This window comes from Streptacidiphilus carbonis (genome assembly GCF_000787775.1).
In the GTDB taxonomy this organism is placed as follows: Bacteria; Actinomycetota; Actinomycetes; order Streptomycetales; family Streptomycetaceae; genus Streptacidiphilus; species Streptacidiphilus carbonis.
In genome coordinates this window covers 40,448-59,124 of record NZ_BBPM01000004.1, presented here as the reverse complement: position 1 = coordinate 59,124, position 18,677 = coordinate 40,448, and the positions used below count along the sequence as shown (strand labels likewise).

The following is an 18,677-nucleotide window of genomic DNA, read 5'->3' as shown; positions in this document are numbered from 1 at the left end:
CGGTGGCGGTGCCGGGGGCGCCGCCCGGTGCGCCGGGGGGCATCCCCGGACGGCGGAGGTGGCCCGGCAGGCCGGGCCGGCCGCCCAGCCCGGGGGCGCCGGCCATGCCCGGACGCTGCGGCAGGCCGGTGTTGACCCGGGTGCCGGTGACCACGTACCCCTTCACCCCGCCGGCCAGCGCGCTGCGGACCGCGCCGATGTCGTCGGCCGCGGACAGGGCCAGGCCGTTGGGCCAGCCCGCGGCGCGGGTCTCGGCGAGGATCGCCAGCCCGGACCCGTCGGGGAGGTGGACGTCGGCGATGCAGATGTCGCGGGGGGTGCCGACCCGGGGACGGGCCTCGGCGAGTGAGGAAGCCTCGATCACGTCGCGAACGCCCAGGGCCCAGAGGTGCCGGGTGACGGTGCTGCGGACCCGCGGGTCCGCGACGACCACCATCGCGGTGGGCTTGGTCGGACGATAGGCGACCAGGTTTGCGGGGTGCTCGAGAAGAACAGACACCAGGCCTCCTGAGGGATGGCGCGAAGACCCGGTCAGCTGCAGATGGGGTGGGGTCCTCGTGTGGAAAGGGTCACTGACTGCTTCGGCATGATGCTTGCCCGGCTTTAGCGAATGATCACGATTGAGTGAGCGCCAAATCGGGCAGTTCGTGCATTTTGACCAGCTCGACCGAGCGTAAGTCACCCTAAAGTGATCAAAAGCGGTCGACACGCCGAACGCCTGACCGAAATGTGTGCGGCAGGGCGGTCAGACCGGACGGCGGCGCGTGGGCATCGGCACCACGCCCGCCACAGTGCCCGCGCCGGCCGTGGAACCGCCCGGGTCGGCGCCGGTCGGCGGGGCGGGGGGCAGGCCGGCGCACTGGCAGAGGAGTTCGCACCAGGCCCGCAGGTGCTCGCCGAAGCCCGCGCCGGGCAGGTCGTGCCGGAGCGGGGTCCAGGAGGCGCGGATCTCGATCTCGGTGGAGCCCTCGCGTTCGGCCAGCCCGCCGAAGTACTGCGAGGAGCAGCGGGTGACCGTGCCGCTCGGCTCGGTCCAGCGGGCGCCCTGCTGGGTCAGCGCATCCATCAGCCAGGACCAGCCGACCTCGCCCAGCAGCGGGTCGGAGCCCATCTCCGGCTCCAGCTCCGCTCGGCCCATCGAGACCAGCCGGAACTCGCCGTCCCAGGCATCGTGCCCGCCCGGTTCGTGCAGCAGCACCAGCCGTCCGTCCGCCAGCTCTTCGCCGTCCACCTCCACGGTGGCCGTCAGAGCGAAGGCGTAGGAGGCGAGCTTGCGCGGCGCCGGGGTGTCGCCGATGACCACCTCGGGGCGCAGCCGCGTACCGCGCAGCGCCTCCACGGCCTCACGGAAGGCCGGCGGTACGCCGGGGGTTCCGTCCTCGCTCGCTGGGTGCCCGCTGACCGCTGCCATGCCGGAAGAGTAAGACGCGGGCACCTTCGCGTGCGGGAGGCACCACGGGCCGGTCACGGACCGCGTTGCGCGCATGCGAGGATTTGTGCCGTGAGCGACAGCGGGAGTGAGACGGTGGCGAAGTCCGGTGCGGTGCAAGACTCGGCGTTCCTGAGGGCCTGTCGGGGTGAGGAGGTGCCGCACACCCCGGTGTGGTTCATGCGCCAGGCCGGGCGGTCGCTGCCCGAGTACCTGAAGGTCCGTGAGGGCATCGCCATGCTGGACTCCTGCATGATGCCGGAGCTGGTCAAGGAGATCACCCTGCAGCCGGTGCGCCGCCACCAGGTGGACGCCGCCATCTACTACAGCGACATCATGGTGCCGCTCAAGGCGATCGGCGTGGACCTCGACATCAAGCCCGGCATCGGCCCGGTCGTCGCCAACCCGATCCGCAGCCGCGCCGACCTGCAGCAGCTGCGGCCGCTGGAGCCCGGCGACGTGACCTACGTCACCGAGGCCGTCGGGCTGCTCACCGCCGAGCTGGGCGCCACCCCGCTGATCGGCTTCACCGGCGCGCCCTACACGCTGGCCAGCTACCTGGTCGAGGGCGGCCCGTCGAAGAACCACGAGAACACCAAGGCGCTGATGTACGGCGACCCGGAGCTGTGGGCGGAGCTGCTGGACCGGCTCGCCGACATCACCGCCGGGTTCCTCAAGGTGCAGATCGAGGCCGGGGTCTCGGCGGTGCAGATGTTCGACTCCTGGGTCGGCGCGCTGGCCCCCGAGGACTACCGCCGCTCGGTGATGCCGGCCAGCGCCAAGGTGTTCGACGCGGTCGCCGGCTACGGGGTGCCCCGGATCCACTTCGGCGTGGGCACCGGCGAGCTGCTCGGCCTGATGGGCGACACCGGCGCGGACGTGGTGGGCGTCGACTGGCGGGTGCCGCTGGACGAGGCCGCCCGCCGGGTCGCCCCCGGCAAGGCGCTGCAGGGCAACCTCGACCCGACGCTGCTGTTCGCGCCGGAGGCGGCGGTCCGCGCCAAGACCGAGGAGGTGCTGGCGGCGGCCGAGGCGAGCGGACGCGGACATGTCTTCAACCTCGGCCACGGGGTGCTGCCCAGCACCGACCCCGACACCCTGACCCGCCTGGTCGCCCACGTGCACGAGGCCACCCAGCGCTGACGGCTCCGGCGGTCCGGTGGTTCTTCGGGTGCGGCACGTCCATGGTTTCTGTCCGCGCAGTTCCCCGCGCCCCTGACGATTGCAACTGGGCCGGTTGCAGAGCCAATAGGGGCGCGGGGAACTGCGCGCGGAGACATGCGCACACCGCATCCGAAGTACCGTCTTAAGCCCCCTGGTCCGACGACGGCGATCCGCCCCCCGCGGGCTGAGCCTCCAGCTCCAGCTCCGGCTCGGCGCGGAGCCGCCTGCGCCGGGCCAGCACCTGGACCAGCCACATCAGGAGCCCGATCGGCACCAGGAACGGCAGCACCGCCGCGAGCACGACCAGCAGCCAACGGAACGTCAGATAGAGCGCGTGCCAGCCGCTCTTCAGAGCCGAGAGCGCGGCGCCCCCCGCGCTCCTGCCGTGCGGCGCCGCCGGGGCGGTCGCCTTGGCGTAGAGCTCCAGCGTCACCGTCGACATCGCCGCCTGCGACTCCAGGGCCTGCTGCTGCGCCTCCAGCGACTCCAGGTCGGACTCGCGCTGGGTGAGGTCCTGCTCCAGCGTGGTGATGTCGGCGATGCTCTGCGCCTTGTCGTAGAGCGCCCGCACCCGGGCCACGCTGGCCTGCGCCGACTTCACCCGGCTGTCCAGGTCCACCACCTGCTGGGTGACGTCCTGCGCGGTGCGCTGCTGCGCCAGCACCGTGCCGAGGGTCTGCAGCTGGCTGAAGACGCCGTCGTAGGAGGCGGCCGGCACCCGCAGCACCAGCTGGGCCGAGTCGCCGCTGGCGTCCGCGGGCGGGGAGAGGGTCTGCGCCGTCGAGCCTGTGCCGCCGTCGGAGGCCGCCGGGTAGGGGACATAGGGGATGCTGCCGACGGTGCCGGTCACCTCCGAGTCGATGTAGCCGCCCACCGACTTCACCAGCGCCTCCGCCCGGGCGGCGGCCGCGTCCACCCCGCCGGTGCGCAGCTGGATCTCACCGGTGTAGATGATCGACCGCGCGGCCTGGGCGGCCTGCAGCTGCGCCGATGAGGTGCCCCCGGCGCTCTTGCCGGCCGCGCTCGAACCGCTGCCGGCAGTTCCGGCCTGGGCCTGGGGCGCCGACGCCGCCCTGTTCGCCGCGCCGCCGGCGGCGGTCGAGCTGCCGTGCTCGCTGCTCGCGCTGCACGCCCCGAGCGCCAGCCCGCCGGCCAGTACCACCGCCCCGAGCGCCGTGCCCCGGCGCCTGCTCCGTCTGCTGCCTGACTGCCTCATGTCCGGTCCTCCCCCTCCGCTGGGCCCGCCCGCCGCGGGCCGGTTCGCCAATGGGACCCCGCTGCCCGGTGACCGGTTCCGCACGCTGGCATCACATCGAGGTCACGATCGGGGCAACGCGGGCGCATGTGCGAGAGTGACGTCCATGCAGAGCACAGGCCCCCTGCCCCATGTCGTGGTCGTCGGCGGAGGAATCGCCGGCCTGGCCGCCGCCGCCCGGCTGTCCGGCGCCGACGGTTCGCCCCGCAGCGCGCGGGTCACCCTGCTGGAGTCGGGCGACCGCCTCGGCGGCAAGCTCCGAACGGGTGAGCTGGCCGGCATCCGGGTCGACCTCGGGGCCGAGTCCATGCTGGCCCGCCGGCCGGAGGCGGTCGCGCTGGCCCGTGCCGTACGCCTGGGCGACGCCCTGCAGCCGCCGGCCACCGCCAAGGCGGCGATCTGGACCAGGGGCGCGCTGCGCCCCATGCCCACCGGGCAGGTGATGGGCGTCCCCGGAGACCTGGAGGCGCTCGCCGACTCCGGCGTGCTCTCGCCCGAGGGCCTGGCCAGGATCGACGAGGACCTGGATCCGGACCGCCCGGCCTCCGAGGTCGGCGACGACGTCGCCGTCGGCGCCTACATCGCCGAGCGGCTCGGCCGCGAGGTCGTCGACCGGCTGGTCGAACCGCTGCTCGGCGGCGTCTACGCCGGGCACGCCGACCAGCTGTCGCTGCGCGCCGCGGTCCCGCAGCTGCTGGCCACCGCACGCGGCGGCGGCTCGCTGGTCCAGGGCGTGCGGGCGCTGCAGGCGGCCACTCCGGCCAACCCCGCCCCGGTCTTCCAGGGCATCGACGGCGGAATCGGCCGCCTCCCGCTCGCCGTCGCGGAGGCCTGCCGTGCCGCCGGGGTCGAGCTGCGTCTCGGTACCGAGGTGCGCTCGCTCAGCCGTACCCCCGACGGCTGGCAGGTCGGTGCGGGGGAGGAGCTGCTGGCGGCCGACGCCGTCGTGCTGGCCGTTCCGGCCCCGGCCGCGGCGCGACTGCTGGCCGCCGAGGCACCGGCCGCCGCCGCCGAGCTGGCCGAGGTGGAGTACGCCGGGATGGCGCTGGTCACGCTGGCCTTCGACCGCTCCGAGCTCGGCGAGCCGGCCGGCAGCGGCTTCCTGGTGCCGCCGGTCGACGGACGCTCGATCAAGGCCTCCACCTTCTCCAGCAACAAGTGGCGCTGGCTGGCCGAGGCCGCCCCCGACACCTTCGTGCTGCGCACCTCGGTCGGGCGGCACAACGAGGAGCAGGACCTGGACCGGGACGACGCCGACCTGGTCGCCCGCTCACTGCGGGACCTGGCCGAGGCCGCCGGCATCACCGCCGTGCCGCGGGCCAGTACGGTCACCCGCTGGCGGGCCGGCCTGCCGCAGTACCCGGTGGGCCATCTCGACCGGGTCGACCGGATCGAGAAGCAAATCGCCGGACTGCCGGGGCTGGCCCTGTGCGGCGCTGCGTACCAGGGCGTCGGCATCCCCGCCTGCATCGCCAGTGCCTGGCGGGCGGCAACCCTGGTGCAGGGGGCGCTCGCCCGGGAAGGGACAATGGGCGCATGACCGAAAGCAGTGAGAACAAGCCGAAGGCACGCGACCTCAACAAGGTCATCCGGTACACCCTGTGGTCGGTGTTCCGGCTCAGGGACGTGCTCCCGGACGACCGCACCGCCCACGCGGCCGAGGTCGAGGAGCTGTTCGCGCAGCTCGCCGAGAAGGACGTCACCGTCCGCGGCACCTACGACGTCTCCGGGCTGCGCGCCGACGCCGACCTGATGATCTGGTGGCACGCCGAGGACAGCGACGACCTGCAGGAGGCGTACAACCGCTTCCGCCGCACCCGGCTGGGCCGCGCACTGGAGCCGGTCTGGTCGAGCATGGCGCTGCACCGCCCCGCCGAGTTCAACAAGTCGCACGTCCCGGCGTTCCTCGCGGACGAGACCCCGCGCGACTACATCTGCGTCTACCCCTTCGTCCGCTCCTACGAGTGGTACCTGCTGGAGGACACCGAGCGCCGCCGGCTGCTGATGGAGCACGGGATGCTGGCCCGCGGCTACCCCGACGTCCGGGCCAACACGGTCGCCTCCTTCGCGCTCGGCGACTACGAGTGGCTGCTGGCGTTCGAGGCGAACGACCTCTACCGGATCGTCGACCTGATGCGCGACCTGCGCGCCTCGGAGACCCGGCGGCACGTCCGCGAGGAGGTGCCCTTCTTCACCGGGCGCCGCAGGCCGATCGCGGAGCTGCTGGCCGGACTGGCCTGAGCCGCACCGGCCCGGGCCGCGGTGCCGTCCCGGGCCGAAGTGCCGGGCGGAAGCGGGGGGCTTTGGTCAGCGGCCGACGCCGGACACGGATCTCCACCGGTCCTGGCGTCCGGCCACGGCGCCGCGGCCTGCTGACGGTCGGTCAGGGACCCTGCGGGCCAAGGCGTTGACCGCGATCAGCACGACCGTGCCGGCCGCGCACAGCACCGCGGTCCCCAGCAGCGGCGGATCGCGGTCCAGCCCCTGGGTGCCCTGGATGCTGTCGTCGGCCCAGCCGAGCGTCGCCACCGTGCCCAACGCGAGTGTCAGCAGCAGGGCCCAGGCCATCAGCCGGTTGGCGGTGGCCCGCCCGGACCGCTCCGACGGTTCCGGCAGCGCGGGCGGCTCCGACCAGGGGCGGTTCCGCCCCCGCTCACGGACCGCGCACCTGAGCAGATTCAACGAGGCCGCCCCTACAGCGGCCCCGGAGACGGTGAACGAGACGTCAAGGCTCACCCCGCACCTCCAAAAGGCAGAGGAGCCGGGTCCCCCGCACCCGGCTCCATGGTGCTGAGCATCTCCCCGGGCCGCCGAAGGGGGAAGCCCCGGCCACCATTCTCAGAGCTAGATTTGAGCTTTCCGGCGGCGTGGCGCGCGACTTGCTCCGTTCGCCCGATTCGCCGCACCGGGGTCAGCGCGGGTCGGCCGACCGTGGGACCGCCGACCGGGAGCCGGCCTGCGCCGCGTCCGCCGCCGCGAGCACCGTTGCCTGCACGGCCGGTGCCAGGGCGTCGACGAGCTGCTCCGGGGCGAGCGCGGTGATCGCGGGCAGCCGGATCAGATAGCGGGTCAGGGCCAGGCCGAGCAACTGCGTGGTCAGCACCGGGGCGACCGCCGCGGCCTGCGGTCCCAGCGCGGCCCCCAGGGCGGGGGCCACCTGGGTCGCGAAGATCTCGTGCATCCGCAGCGCGGCCCGCTCATTGGTGACCGCCGAGCGCAGCAGCACCAGCAGCGCGTCGTCGGCCGGGTCGCTCTCCCAGCGGTCGAGGAAGTGCCGGACCAGCGTGCGGGCCAGATCCTGCGGGGCGACGGCGGTGAGGTCCGGCAGGCGCAGGTCGATGGCGAGGGCCGCGTCGAACAGCCGCTCCTTGCTGCCGAAGTAACGCATCACCATCGACGGGTCGATGGCGGCGTCGGCCGCCACGGCGCGGATGGTGGTGCGCTCGTAGCCGTCGGAGGCGAAGCGGTCGCGGGCCGCGCGGAGGATGACGGCCTTGGTGCGGTCGGAGCGCTTCTCCGCAGGGCGGGGTGCTTGAGGATCTTGTGCGGAAGTCATGCCAACAAACGTAGGCCAACACCTGTTGACATTCAAGCGGAGGCTGCGGGACAGTAATGCCAACAGACGTTGGCACGACACTCGGAGGCTCGGATGAACGCCACAGCTCTTCCCGCAAGCACCACGGTCGCCATCGTCGGGACCGGTCCTACCGGCCTCGCGCTCGCCGTCACGCTGGCCGGGGCCGGCATCGACTACGTCCTGCTGGACCGGCTGGCCGAGGGGGCAAACACCTCCCGCGCCGCCGTGGTCCACGCCCGCACCCTGGAGGTGCTGCACGAACTCGGTGCGGACCGGGAACTGGTCGCCCGCGGGTTGAAGATCGACCGGTTCACCGTCCGCGACGGCGCCCGCGAGCTGGTCGGCACCACCTTCGGCAAGCTGCCGACGGCCTACCCGTACGCGCTGATGGTGCCTCAGGACCAGACCGAGGCAGTGCTCCTGGCCCGGCTGCGCGAGCTCGGCGGCGACGTCCACCGCCCGTACGAGGTCAGCGACGTGCAGCAGGACGAGGACGGCGTGACCGTCACCACCAGCACCGGCGAGACCCTGCGCGCCGCCTACGCCGTCGGCGCGGACGGCATGCACAGCGCGGTCAGGGAGGCGGCCGGGATCGGCTTCGCCGGCTCCGCCTACGGCGAGTCCTTCGTCCTCGCCGACGTCGAGATGGACTGGGCCCCCGGTCGCGAGGAGGTCTCGCTGAACTTCGGCGTCCTCGGGATCAGCGTGGTCGCCCCGCTCCCCGGTGGCCACTACCGCGTGGTCGCGACCGTGGACGAGGCCCCGGCCGAGCCCGGCCTGCCCTTCGTCCAGCAACTGCTCGACGAGCGGGCCCCCGGGCAGGCCAAGGTCACCGCTGTCGCCTGGTCCTCGCGGTTCCGGGTGCACCACCGGGTCGCCGACCACTACCGGGCCGGACGCCTGTTCCTGGCCGGCGACGCCGCCCATGTGCACAGCCCTGCGGGCGGCCAGGGCATGAACACGGGCATCCAGGACGCCTACGCCCTCGGCCGGGCCCTGGCCGAGGCCGAGCCGGACCGCTACGAGCCGCAGCGCCGCCCGGTCGCCCTGCGGGTGGTCGCCTTCACCGACCGGATGACCCGCGTCGCGACCACCCGCAACCCGCTGGCCAGGGCCGCGCGCAACGCCCTGCTCCCGGTTCTGGCCCGGATCCCGGCCGTCCGCACCAAGCTCACCACCGAACTCGCCGAGCTCCGCTACCGCTAGCCGGGTGCCGCACACCGGGCCGGGTTGGTAGCGTCGCCGGGGCTGTGCCGACCGGCCCGGTCCTGCCGGGCAAGACCCTGTCGAGCAAGGGGACTGCTGATGGCCACGACGATCCGTAGGGCGGTGATTCCCGCCGCCGGGCTGGGCTCGCGCCTGCTGCCGCTGACCAAGGCGACGCCGAAGGAGATGCTGCCGGTCGGCGACAAGCCGGTGATCGAGCACACGGTACGGGAGCTGGTGGCCTCCGGGATCACCGACATCACCATCGTGGTGAGCGGCGGCAAGTCGCTGATCCAGGACCACTTCCGGCCGAACCCGGCACTGGTGCAGCAGTTGCGGTCGGACGGGAAGGCGGCCTTCGCCGACGCGGTGGAGGAGGTCGCGGAGCTGGCCCGGCGCGGCCACATCACCTACCTGGACCAGCACGGCCCGTACGGCAACGGCACCCCGGTGCTCAACGCCGCCCGCTCGTTCGGCGACGAGCCGGTGCTGGTGCTCTGGCCGGACGACGTCTTCGTGGCGGAGGTGCCCCGCGCCCAGCAACTGATCCGCGCCCACGAGCAGACCGGCTGCCCGGTCCTGGCGCTGCTGCCGATCGACCCGTCCGAGGCCGGCCGCTACGGCGTCCCGCAGGTCAAGGAGGATCTGGGCGGGGGCCTGCTGCGGATCAACGCCCTGGTCGAGAAACCCGACCCGGAGCAGGCGCCCAGCTCCTACGCGGCGATCGGCGGCTATGTGATCACCCCGGGCATCGTCGACGAGTTGCGCGAGCTGACCCGCCGCTGGTACGAGCACCGCACCGGCGAGATCTACCTCACCGATGCCGTCAACGCCTACGCCGCCACCCGCGCCGCCTACGGCCAGGTCATCCAGGGCCGGTGGTACGACACCGGCAACCCCGCCGACTACCTCGTCGCCCAGTTCGCCCACGCCCTGGCCCACCCCGACTACGGCCCCCGCCTCCGCCGCCTCGCCCACGACCTCGACCCGTCGTCCTGAAGGGACGGGCCCCGCGGTCAGACGATGGTGCTCCAGCTGACGCCGCCCTGGTGCATGCCGATCACCGCGGCGAGCACCGCCAGGTCGGCGATGCCGAGGGCCAGGCCCAGCAGGGCGCGGCCGCGGCGGCCGGTCCCACGGGCCAGGGAGACGCCGCCCAGGGCGATCGCCAGCGGGCCGAGAGCGATGTTGAGGAAGAACAGTCCGAGCAGGCCGAGGACGAACGATGCGACGGCGGTGTCGTCGCCCTCCCGGCTGTGCGTCGATGCGGCCTGCGCACGTACTGCGGTCATGGGTCAGCCCTCCAGGTCGGTGCGACGGCGGGTCCGGGCGATCCGCTCGCGGACGGCGAAGACCAGCAGCCAGCAGCCGATCACGGTGCAGCCGAGGGCCAGGGCGGAGGGACTGAGGTAGGAGGCGGCGCCCCAGAGCGTGGTGCTCAGGGCGAGAAGGGCAAGGAGGAGGACCACGGTGCTTCCTTCGCGAGAATTCAGAGCACAGTCGTTCACTGAATGACTCGATCGTACCGTTGCCCCGCATTCGCCAACGTCGGAGAACAGTTGTTTACTGTATGAGATGAGCCACACCCTAGGTCCGCGACAGTCCCAGAAGCAGCAGACCCGGCAGTCCCTCCTGGACGCCGGGCTGCGACTGCTGGAGCACCAGGGCCTGAGCAGCCTGGGCCTGCGCGAGGTCACCCGGGAGGCCGGCCTCACCCCCAGCGGCTTCTACCGGCACTTCCCCGACCTGCCCGCGTTCGGCATGGCGCTGGTCGAGGAGTCCTTCGGCAGCCTGCGCACGATGGTCCGGGCCATCCGCTCCGAGCAGGCCGACGCCGACGAGGTGATCGACCGCAGCATCGACGTGGTCGCCCGGTACGTCCACGAGCACCGCGCGCGCCTCCGCTTCCTGATCCGCGAGCGGCACGGCGGCGTGCGCCCGGTACGCGACGCCATCGCCGCCCGGATCCGCCAGTTCGCAGATGACCTGGCCGACGACCTCGCCGCGCAACCCCAGTCGGCCGGCTGGGACCAGGCGGACCTGCGGATGCTGGCCGACCTCTACGCGGACCACACGGTCACCACGGTCGCCGCCCTCCTGGAAGCCGACGGCGACCGCGACACCGAACAGCGCATAGTCGCCACCGCCCGCCGACAACTCCGCCTGATCAGCATCGGCCGCCGCCACTGGCTCGACACCTGACCGCGGTCGATGCCGCCGCAGGCAGCGGCATCGCGCCGAGCGCCGCAAGCGTCAGGGACGGTGTCGGCGGAAAGCCGTTGGGCGACCGCCCCGGACATCGTCCGCGAACGCCAACTGCCGTTCGTCATCGCGGGTTACGAGAAGCGGAACGGCGATCTCGGCCTGTTCGCCGCGCCCTCGGCCTGCGCATGGTCCGGGCCGAGACGATGGCCGGAGCAGTGGGAGCAGCGCTGACCCTCTCCACGGTGCGACAGCCGCCCTTCCCGGCCACCACGAAAGGGCCGAGCGGCCGGGAACCTCCCCTGCTGCGGTCGCAGCACGGGAGGCTCCAACAAGCGGTGGTACTTCGTGGGTGCCCCCGTGGTCACTCCCCGGCGGGGCGCAGTTTCAGGGAGATGCTGTTGATGCAGTAGCGCTGGTCGGTGGGGGTGTCGTAGCCCTCGCCCTCGAAGACGTGGCCGAGGTGGGAACCGCACTTGGCGCAGCGGACCTCGACGCGGCGCATGCCCATGGTGGTGTCCTCGATGTACTGCACCCGGTCCTCGGCGAGGGGGGAGAAGTAGCTGGGCCAGCCGCAGTGGCTGTCGAACTTGGTCTCGGAGCTGAACAGCTCGTTGCCGCAGGCGCGACAGGAGTAGACGCCCTCGGTCTTGGTGTCGGTGTACTCGCCGACCCCCGGGCGCTCGGTCCCGGCCTCGCGCAGGACGGCGTACTCGGCAGGGGTGAGCTGCTCGCGCCACTCCGCGTCGGTCTTCTCGATCTCGTACGACATCAGATGTCCTGCCTTTCAGGCGAGGCGGGCGAGGATCTCGGGGCCGAGGAACGTGACGTCGCCGGCGCCCATGGTGAGAACAAGGTCGCCCTCCTTGGCCATTCCCGCGACCAGGTCGGGCACGTCCGCGAGCGAGTGGGCCGGGATGACGTCGGCGCCGTGGGCCCGGGCGGCGGCGATGACCAGGTCGCTGGTGACACCGGGGACCGGGTCCTCGCGGGCCGGGTAGATGTCCAGGACGACCGCGGCGTCGGCGTGCGACAGCGCCTCGCCCATCTCGGCGCCGAGCTGCTGGGTGCGGCTGAACAGGTGCGGCTGGAAGACCACCAGGACCCGGCCGGCGCCGGCTGCGGCGTTGATGGCCTCCAGGTCGGCGGCGATCTCGGTGGGGTGGTGGGCATAGGAGTCGATCACCTGGACGCCGCGGGCCTCGCCCTTGAGCTGGAGTCGGCGGCGCACGCCCTGGTAGCTGCTGAGGGCCTGGGCCAGCTCGGCGGCCGGCACGCCCAGCGCGACGCCCGCGGCCAGCGCGGCTACGGCGTTGTGGGCGTAGTGGCGGCCGGGGACGGAGACGGTGAACACCAGCTCGCGGCCGTCGAGCCGTACGGTGACCTCGCTGGTCATTCCGCGGGCGGCGATCGACAGGATGCGGACGTCGGCGCCCTCGGACTCGCCGACCCGGACCACGGTCAGGTCCTCGCGGCCGGACACCCGCGCCGCGAGCTCCGCCGCGCCCGCGTGGTCGGTGTCCACGACCAGGGTGCCGCCGGGCACGATCCGGGCGACGAAGGCCTCGAAGGACTCGTAGATCTCGTCCATGGAGGCGTAGTTGGCGTGGTGGTCCAGCTCCACGTTGAGGACGACGGCGACCTCGGGGGAGTACTTCTGGAAGCTGCGGTCGCTCTCGTCTGCCTCGGCGACGAAGATCTCGCCGGTGCCGTCGTGGGCGTTGCTGCCGGGTTCGTTGAGGTCCCCGCCGATGGCGAAGGAGGGGTCCAGGCCGAGGGCGGTGAGGCTGACCGCGAGCATGCTGGTGGTGGTGGTCTTGCCGTGGGTGCCGGCGATCGCCAGCGCGCGGCGGTCCCGCATCAGCGCGGCCAGCGCGTCCGCGCGGTGGATCACCGGCAGCCCGCGCTCGTGCGCGGCGACCAGCTCCGGGTTGTCCTCGCGGATGGCGCTGGAGACGACGATGCAGCTCGCCCCGGCCGGAACGTGCTCGGCCGCGTGTCCGACGAAGACCTCGGCGCCGAGCTGCTTGAGCGCCAGCACGACGGTGGACTCCTTGGCGTCGCTGCCGGAGACCTTCGCCCCGCGCAGCGCCAGGATCTTGGCCAGGCCGGACATGCCCGCGCCGCCGATCCCGATGAAGTGCGGTGCGGCGAGGTCGGCGGCACTGGCGGGGGCAGGGGACGTCACTGGTGCTCTCCGGGGGTTGCGGCGGGACGGGCTGGCACGATTCTGCCAGCAGTCCGGCGGCCGGCGGTCCGGCGTCAGTCCTGCTGGGCGAAGAGCTGCAGCACCGGGACGCCGACCTTGTGCCGGGCCTGCGAGGCCCAGTCGCGGTGGAACAGCCCCTCGATCCAGTGCGGCGCGGCCAGCACGATGACCTCGTCCGCCGACACGTCGGCGACCAGGGCCCTGAGGTCCTGCAGCGGGTTCTTCTCGACCACCCGCCCGGTGGCCTCGGCACCGGCCGCCCGCAGTTCCTCCAGGGTGTGTGCGAGCCCCGCGGCCGCGGTGTCCACGGCATCGGCGCCGTGCGGCTCGTCGCGTTCGTGGGCGGCCCGGTCCAGGTAGCCGAAGGCCACGTCGTCGACGGCGCGCAGGAACTCGTCCTGCCGTCCACGCGGCTGCATCAGCACATGGAAGGAGACCGGCTCCTCGCCGTGCAAGGTGGTCAGCAGTTCGACATCGGCGGCGGAGAGAGCCTTCTCGATCAAAAGTACGGTGGTGAACACGCGCGTCCCCTTCTCCTTCTGCTTCCCCCGGCACCGCTGGTACGAATGGCACGACCGACACGCTTCGCAGGCGGATGATCCGCTTCCGTTAGGTACGACTGTTCACGCTACGGGCGTATCGGGCGAAGAGGAAACCTTTCTCCTCAAGCAGAGCCACCAGTTCCATCGGCCGGGTGAGACCCGGCGGGCCAACGGTGATCCTGGGCGCGTCCCCGGGCGAGAGCAGCGGCCCCAGGGTGAGGCACAGCTCGTCCAGCAGGCCGGCCTCCACGAGCTGGCCCAGCAGCCGCGGGCCGCCCTCGGTGAGCTGCCTGGTCCAGCCGCGTTCGGCCAGTGCGGTGACCGCTGCCGCCAGATCGACCTGCTGCTCCCCGGCGACGATCACCTCGGTCACCCTGCCGGCCGCCTTGAGCGCGTCCGCCGGGGCGCCCGCGCAGGTGACCACCACCGTCGGCACCAGCGGCTCGGTGAACAGCGGCTGGTCCAGGTCCAGGTCCAGGCTGCGGGTGACGACGGCGATCGCGGCGGCGGGCTGCTGGCCCCGGGCCGCCCTGGCCTCGGCGAAGTCGTCCCGGGCCCTGGCCGGACGGTAGCCCTCGGCGCGTACGGTCTGCGCGCCCACCAGGACCACGTCGGCCAGCGCCCGCAGCACCCCGAAGACCCGTTTGTCGCCCTCGGAGGAGAGGCCGTCGGAGAGGCCCTCCAGCCGCGAGGCGCCGTCCAGGCTGGACACCATGTTGGCGCGCAGCCACGGCAGGCCGGGCGGTTCGGGGTAGGCGTAGGCCTCGGCCAGCCCGGCCAGGCTGGTGAGGTCTGTCACATCCGGGGTCTCCGGCAGCAGTCGGCGCATAGTCGTGAGTCTTCCACGGGTGGGGGGACCGTACGCTTGGGAGCTGTGCCGACTGCTGAAACGCCCGCCCCCGCCACCGCGCACGCCATGGCCTCCGCCACCCCCTGCGCCACGGCCTCCGCCACGGTGGAGCTGCGCCCCGCCTCGCTGACCTCGCGCAGCCCGGTGGTGCCCGCCGACCGGATGGTCGCCGAGATGGTGCCCCCGCCGCGGTTCCAGGGCGCGCGCTTCAGCACGTACATCCCCGACCCGGCCCAGCCCAGCCAGGCCGAGGCGGTCCGGGTGCTGGAGTCCTTCGCCGGCGCGATGCTGCAGGGCAAGCAGGCCAAGCAGGGTCAGGCGGGGAAGAAGCGCTGGTTCGGCCGCCCCATCCCGGTCCCGGCCGGTCCCGGCGGCATCTACCTCGACGGCGGCTACGGCGTCGGCAAGACCCACCTGCTGGCCTCGCTGTGGCATGCCGCGCCCGGCCCCAAGGCCTTCGGCACGTTTGTGGAGCTGACCAACCTGGTCGGCGCGCTGGGCTTCCAGCAGGCCGTCCAGGCGCTGTCCGGGCACCGGCTGCTGTGCATCGACGAGTTCGAGCTGGACGACCCGGGCGACACCGTGCTGGTGTCCACGCTGCTGAGCCGGCTGGCCGAGGCCGGCGTGAAGCTCGCGGCGACCTCCAACACGCTGCCCGGCAAACTCGGCGAGGGCCGCTTCGCCGCCGCCGACTTCCTGCGCGAGATACAGGGCCTGTCCTCGCGGTTCCACAGCGTCCGGATCGACGGCCAGGACTATCGGCACCGCGGTCTGCCCGAGGCCCCGGCGCCGTACAGCGACGCGGAGGTCGGCGCGGTCGCCGCCGGGCTCGGCGGGTCCGCCTCCCTGGACGGCTTCGAGGAGCTGCTGGCGCACCTGGCGGCCGTGCACCCCAGCCGGTACGGCGCCCTGCTGGACGGCGTCGGGGCGGTCTGCCTGACCGGGGTGGTCCCGGTGGCGGACCAGAGCACCGCGCTGCGACTGGTGGTGCTGGCCGACCGGATGTACGACCGGGAGCTGCCGGTGGTGGCCTCCGGGCTGCCGTTCGACCGGATATTCAGCGAGGAGATGCTGAACGGCGGCTACCGCAAGAAGTACCTGCGGGCGGTGTCCCGGCTGGTGGCGCTGGCGCGCGACAGCGCCAAGGTGCGCTGACGGCGGAACCGGCGGCGGGGACCGAGGGGGGATCGGCTGCGGGCGGCCGGCCGCGCCGACCGCGAGCGGGAATCAGGCGGGCGGAGCCGGATTGTCAGTGCCGGGCCGTACGGTTGGTTCCGTGAGACCCATCACCGATCTAGAGCGAACAGTGGCGCCCTTCGAGGTCGTCAGTCCCTACCAGCCCAGCGGCGACCAGCCGACCGCGATCGCCGAGCTGGAACGCCGTATCCGCGCAGGTGAGAAGGATGTCGTCCTGCTCGGCGCCACCGGTACCGGCAAGTCCGCCACCACCGCCTGGATGGTCGAGAAGCTCCAGCGGCCGACTCTGGTGATGGCGCCCAACAAGACCCTGGCCGCGCAGCTGGCCAACGAGTTCCGCGAGCTGTTCCCCAACAACGCGGTCGAGTACTTCGTCTCGTACTACGACTACTACCAGCCCGAGGCGTACATCGCCCAGACCGACACCTACATCGAGAAGGACTCCTCCATCAACGAGGAGGTGGAGCGGCTGCGGCACTCCACCACCAACTCGCTGCTGACCCGTCGCGACGTGATCGTGGTCGCCTCGGTGTCCTGCATCTACGGCCTGGGCACGCCCCAGGAGTACGTCGACCGGATGGTGCAGCTCAAGGTCGGCCAGGAGTTCGACCGGGACGCGCTGCTGCGCCGTTTCGTCGACATCCAGTACACCCGCAACGACGTCGCCTTCACCCGCGGCACCTTCCGGGTCCGCGGCGACACCATCGAGATCTTCCCGGTGTACGAGGAGCTCGCGGTCCGGATCGAGATGTTCGGCGACGAGATCGAGGCGCTGACCACCCTGCACCCGCTCACCGGCGAGGTCATCAGCGAGGACCAGGAGCTCTACGTCTTCCCGGCCTCGCACTACGTCGCGGGCCCGGAGCGGATGGAGCGCGCCATCGCCGGGATCGAGGCGGAGCTGGAGCAGACCCTGGCCACCATGGACAAGCAGGGCAAGCTGCTGGAGGCCCAGCGGCTGCGGATGCGCACCACGTACGACATCGAGATGATGCGTCAGATCGGCACCTGCGCGGGCATCGAGAACTACTCCCGGCACATCGACGGCCGTGACGCGGGCACCGCGCCCAACACCCTGCTGGACTTCTTCCCGGAGGACTTCCTCCTGGTCATCGACGAGTCCCATGTCACCGTCCCGCAGATCGGCGCGATGTACGAGGGCGATGCCTCCCGCAAGCGCGCCCTGGTCGAGCACGGCTTCCGGCTGCCCTCGGCGATGGACAACCGCCCGCTGAAGTGGGAGGAGTTCCTGGAGCGGATCGGCCAGACCGTCTACCTCTCGGCGACGCCGGGCAAGTTCGAGCTGGCGCGCGGCGACGGCCAGGTCGACCAGATCATCCGTCCGACCGGCCTGATCGACCCGGAGGTCGTGGTCAAGCCCACCGAGGGCCAGATCGACGACCTGATCCACGAGATCCGGCTGCGCACCGAGAAGGACGAGCGGATCCTGGTCACCACCCTCACCAAGAAGATGGCCGAGGACCTCACCGACTACATGCTCGACCTGGACATCCGGGTCCGGTACCTGCACAGCGACATCGACACCCTGCGCCGGGTGGAGCTGCTGCGCGAGCTGCGGGCCGGCGAGTACGACGTCCTGGTCGGCATCAACCTGCTCCGTGAGGGCCTGGACCTGCCCGAGGTCTCGCTGGTGGCGATCCTGGACGCGGACAAGGAGGGCTTCCTGCGCTCCGGCACCTCGCTGATCCAGACCATCGGCCGCGCCGCCCGCAATGTCTCCGGCCAGGTCCACATGTACGCGGACCGGATCACCCCGGGGATGGAGAAGGCGATCGAGGAGACCAACCGCCGCCGCGAGATCCAGCAGGCCTACAACGCCGAACACGGCATCGACCCGCAGCCGCTGCGGAAGAAGATCGGCGACATCCTCGACTCCATCGCCCGCGAGGACATCGACACCGGCGAGCTGCTGAGCACCGGCTACCGCCAGCCGGGCGGAGTGAAGGGCGGCCGGGGAGCGAAGGCGCCGGTCCCGGCGCTCGGCGCGGCCGGCAAGCGCGGCGCCGCCGACGCCAAGGGACTGCCCGCGGCCGAGCTCGCCGAGCTCATCGCCGAGCTGACCGACCGGATGCACACCGCCGCCGCCGAGCTGCAGTTCGAGGTGGCGGCCAGACTGCGCGACGAAGTCAACGAACTGAAGAAGGAGTTGCGCCAGATGCGCGAGGCCGGAATGGCGTGAGCGTCGCGCCCGTTCCATGCGTAGAGTTTGCTGTCGGGCGTCAGTGCTTGTCTTTGGAAGGCCGTGGTTGCTTTTGGACGGCCGGGCTTGCTTTCAAGGCGTCTGAGCGCGTCGGGAACGGGGAGGATGTCCGTCATGTCGGTAAGTCTGAACAAGGGTCAGAGCGTCAGCCTGGAGAAGGCGGGCGGGGGCACGCTCACGGTGGTGCGGATGGGCCTGGGCTGGCAGGCCGCTCCGCGCAAGGGGCTGTTCGGCCGGCGCGCCCGGCAGATCGACCTGGACGCCTCGGCGGTGCTCTTCGCCGACCACCAACTGGCCGATGTGGTCTTCTTCCAGCATCTGGTGAGCAATGACGGCTCGGTGCGGCACACCGGCGACAACCTCACCGGTGGCGCCGGCGGCGAGGACGACGAGTCGATCCTGGTGGACCTCTCCAGGGTTCCCGAGCACGTCAACCAGATCGTGTTCACGGTGAACTCCTACACCGGCCAGACCTTCCAGGAGGTCGAGAACGCGCACTGCCGCCTGGTCGACGAGAGCACCGGCCAGGAGCTGGCCCGCTACAGCCTCACCGGCGGCGGCGCGCACACCGGCCAGGTGATGGCCAAGGTGCAGCGGGACTCCGGCGGCGGCTGGCAGATGTCGGCCATCGGCGCGCCGGCCCGCGGCCGCACCTTCCAGGACATGCTCCCGGCCATCGCCCCCTACCTCTGATCCTGCAGCTCAGACCTCGGCGCACACGCCCCTGACCTGCACTTTCCTTCGAGATGCACCTCCTTTACCAGCGTTTTACCAAGCGCTGAGGATGATGGGATCTCGAAGGGGAGTACTCCCTAGAACGATGTT

The 18,677-nt window shown here is 72.1% G+C and carries 21 protein-coding genes; 10 read left to right on the top strand and 11 right to left on the bottom strand.

Annotated features, from left to right (window positions below):
* Both TR46_RS04295 and TR46_RS04290 read right to left on the bottom strand, forming a co-directional pair.
* A partial coding sequence (locus TR46_RS04295) for a response regulator (protein ID WP_084717883.1) occupies window positions 1-499 on the bottom strand: 499 nt, incomplete at its 3' end.
* Window positions 500-745: 246 nt separating this feature from the next.
* On the bottom strand, window positions 746-1,411 hold the full coding sequence (locus TR46_RS04290; protein ID WP_042393663.1) for a DUF3000 domain-containing protein: 666 nt from the start codon (window positions 1,409-1,411) through the stop codon (window positions 746-748).
* 90 nt (window positions 1,412-1,501) lie between these two features.
* On the opposite strand from TR46_RS04290, the gene hemE reads away from it, so the two are divergent.
* The gene (hemE, locus tag TR46_RS04285; RefSeq protein ID WP_042393658.1) at window positions 1,502-2,572 is read left to right on the top strand and encodes a uroporphyrinogen decarboxylase; all 1,071 of its coding nucleotides are present in this window, start codon (window positions 1,502-1,504) and stop codon (window positions 2,570-2,572) included.
* Between the two features lie 163 nt (window positions 2,573-2,735).
* Here hemE and TR46_RS04280 read toward each other — a convergent pair whose 3' ends face one another.
* On the bottom strand, window positions 2,736-3,809 hold the full coding sequence (locus TR46_RS04280; RefSeq protein WP_084717881.1) for a DUF4349 domain-containing protein: 1,074 nt from the start codon (window positions 3,807-3,809) through the stop codon (window positions 2,736-2,738).
* A gap of 145 nt (window positions 3,810-3,954) precedes the next feature.
* Between TR46_RS04280 and hemG the strand changes: the two genes are divergently transcribed.
* Together hemG and hemQ are read left to right on the top strand one after the other, a co-directional pair.
* The gene (gene hemG / locus TR46_RS04275) at window positions 3,955-5,388 is read left to right on the top strand and encodes a protoporphyrinogen oxidase (RefSeq protein WP_042393652.1); all 1,434 of its coding nucleotides are present in this window, start codon (window positions 3,955-3,957) and stop codon (window positions 5,386-5,388) included.
* Entirely contained in the window at window positions 5,385-6,089 is a 705-nt protein-coding gene (gene hemQ / locus TR46_RS04270) for a hydrogen peroxide-dependent heme synthase (RefSeq protein ID WP_042393649.1), read from the top strand. Before hemG ends, hemQ begins: the two co-directional genes overlap by 4 nt.
* Before the next feature lie 66 nt (window positions 6,090-6,155).
* Here the strand turns inward: hemQ and TR46_RS04265 are convergent, their stop codons facing one another.
* Window positions 6,156-6,584 (bottom strand): hypothetical protein, encoded by a 429-nt coding sequence (locus TR46_RS04265; RefSeq protein ID WP_042393636.1) that lies wholly within the window; start codon window positions 6,582-6,584, stop codon window positions 6,156-6,158.
* Window positions 6,585-6,759: 175 nt separating this feature from the next.
* On the bottom strand, window positions 6,760-7,404 hold the full coding sequence (locus tag TR46_RS04260; protein ID WP_042393633.1) for a TetR/AcrR family transcriptional regulator: 645 nt from the start codon (window positions 7,402-7,404) through the stop codon (window positions 6,760-6,762).
* 93 nt (window positions 7,405-7,497) lie between these two features.
* Between TR46_RS04260 and TR46_RS04255 the strand changes: the two genes are divergently transcribed.
* Together TR46_RS04255 and TR46_RS04250 are read left to right on the top strand one after the other, a co-directional pair.
* Window positions 7,498-8,631 carry an FAD-dependent oxidoreductase gene (locus tag TR46_RS04255; RefSeq protein ID WP_042393629.1) on the top strand — a complete coding sequence of 378 codons (1,134 nt, stop codon included), beginning with the start codon at window positions 7,498-7,500 and terminating at the stop codon, window positions 8,629-8,631.
* Window positions 8,632-8,730: 99 nt separating this feature from the next.
* Window positions 8,731-9,630 (top strand): UTP--glucose-1-phosphate uridylyltransferase, encoded by a 900-nt coding sequence (locus TR46_RS04250; protein ID WP_042393615.1) that lies wholly within the window; start codon window positions 8,731-8,733, stop codon window positions 9,628-9,630.
* Between the two features lie 17 nt (window positions 9,631-9,647).
* Here TR46_RS04250 and TR46_RS04245 read toward each other — a convergent pair whose 3' ends face one another.
* Window positions 9,648-9,923 carry a hypothetical protein gene (locus tag TR46_RS04245; protein ID WP_042393611.1) on the bottom strand — a complete coding sequence of 92 codons (276 nt, stop codon included), beginning with the start codon at window positions 9,921-9,923 and terminating at the stop codon, window positions 9,648-9,650.
* 3 nt (window positions 9,924-9,926) lie between these two features.
* Window positions 9,927-10,100: a hypothetical protein gene (locus TR46_RS43015; protein ID WP_169790629.1), complete on the bottom strand. Its 174-nt coding sequence runs from the start codon at window positions 10,098-10,100 to the stop codon at window positions 9,927-9,929.
* Between the two features lie 106 nt (window positions 10,101-10,206).
* Here TR46_RS43015 and TR46_RS04240 point away from each other — a divergent pair, with 106 nt between their 5' ends.
* Together TR46_RS04240 and TR46_RS43380 are read left to right on the top strand one after the other, a co-directional pair.
* Complete coding sequence (locus TR46_RS04240; protein ID WP_042393606.1) at window positions 10,207-10,833, top strand: TetR family transcriptional regulator; 627 nt, start codon at window positions 10,207-10,209, stop codon at window positions 10,831-10,833.
* 60 nt (window positions 10,834-10,893) lie between these two features.
* Entirely contained in the window at window positions 10,894-11,067 is a 174-nt protein-coding gene (locus TR46_RS43380; protein ID WP_174505087.1) for a hypothetical protein, read from the top strand.
* Window positions 11,068-11,197: 130 nt separating this feature from the next.
* Here the strand turns inward: TR46_RS43380 and msrB are convergent, their stop codons facing one another.
* From msrB to TR46_RS04220, 4 genes are all read right to left on the bottom strand, one after another.
* Window positions 11,198-11,605 carry a peptide-methionine (R)-S-oxide reductase MsrB gene (msrB, locus tag TR46_RS04235; RefSeq protein WP_042393602.1) on the bottom strand — a complete coding sequence of 136 codons (408 nt, stop codon included), beginning with the start codon at window positions 11,603-11,605 and terminating at the stop codon, window positions 11,198-11,200.
* Between the two features lie 15 nt (window positions 11,606-11,620).
* Window positions 11,621-12,949, bottom strand: a complete 1,329-nt coding sequence (murC, locus tag TR46_RS04230) for a UDP-N-acetylmuramate--L-alanine ligase (protein WP_152626298.1) — start codon at window positions 12,947-12,949, stop codon at window positions 11,621-11,623.
* Window positions 12,950-13,095: 146 nt separating this feature from the next.
* Window positions 13,096-13,563: an indole-3-glycerol-phosphate synthase gene (locus TR46_RS04225; RefSeq protein ID WP_042393595.1), complete on the bottom strand. Its 468-nt coding sequence runs from the start codon at window positions 13,561-13,563 to the stop codon at window positions 13,096-13,098.
* A gap of 88 nt (window positions 13,564-13,651) precedes the next feature.
* On the bottom strand, window positions 13,652-14,413 hold the full coding sequence (locus TR46_RS04220; protein ID WP_042393593.1) for a pyrimidine reductase family protein: 762 nt from the start codon (window positions 14,411-14,413) through the stop codon (window positions 13,652-13,654).
* A gap of 87 nt (window positions 14,414-14,500) precedes the next feature.
* On the opposite strand from TR46_RS04220, the gene zapE reads away from it, so the two are divergent.
* From zapE to TR46_RS04205, 3 genes are all read left to right on the top strand, one after another.
* On the top strand, window positions 14,501-15,589 hold the full coding sequence (gene zapE / locus TR46_RS04215; RefSeq protein ID WP_042393591.1) for a cell division protein ZapE: 1,089 nt from the start codon (window positions 14,501-14,503) through the stop codon (window positions 15,587-15,589).
* 121 nt (window positions 15,590-15,710) lie between these two features.
* Entirely contained in the window at window positions 15,711-17,831 is a 2,121-nt protein-coding gene (gene uvrB, locus TR46_RS04210; RefSeq protein WP_042393588.1) for an excinuclease ABC subunit UvrB, read from the top strand.
* A 135-nt stretch (window positions 17,832-17,966) separates the two neighbouring features.
* Complete coding sequence (locus TR46_RS04205; protein ID WP_042393585.1) at window positions 17,967-18,545, top strand: TerD family protein; 579 nt, start codon at window positions 17,967-17,969, stop codon at window positions 18,543-18,545.
* Window positions 18,546-18,677 lie beyond the last annotated feature (132 nt).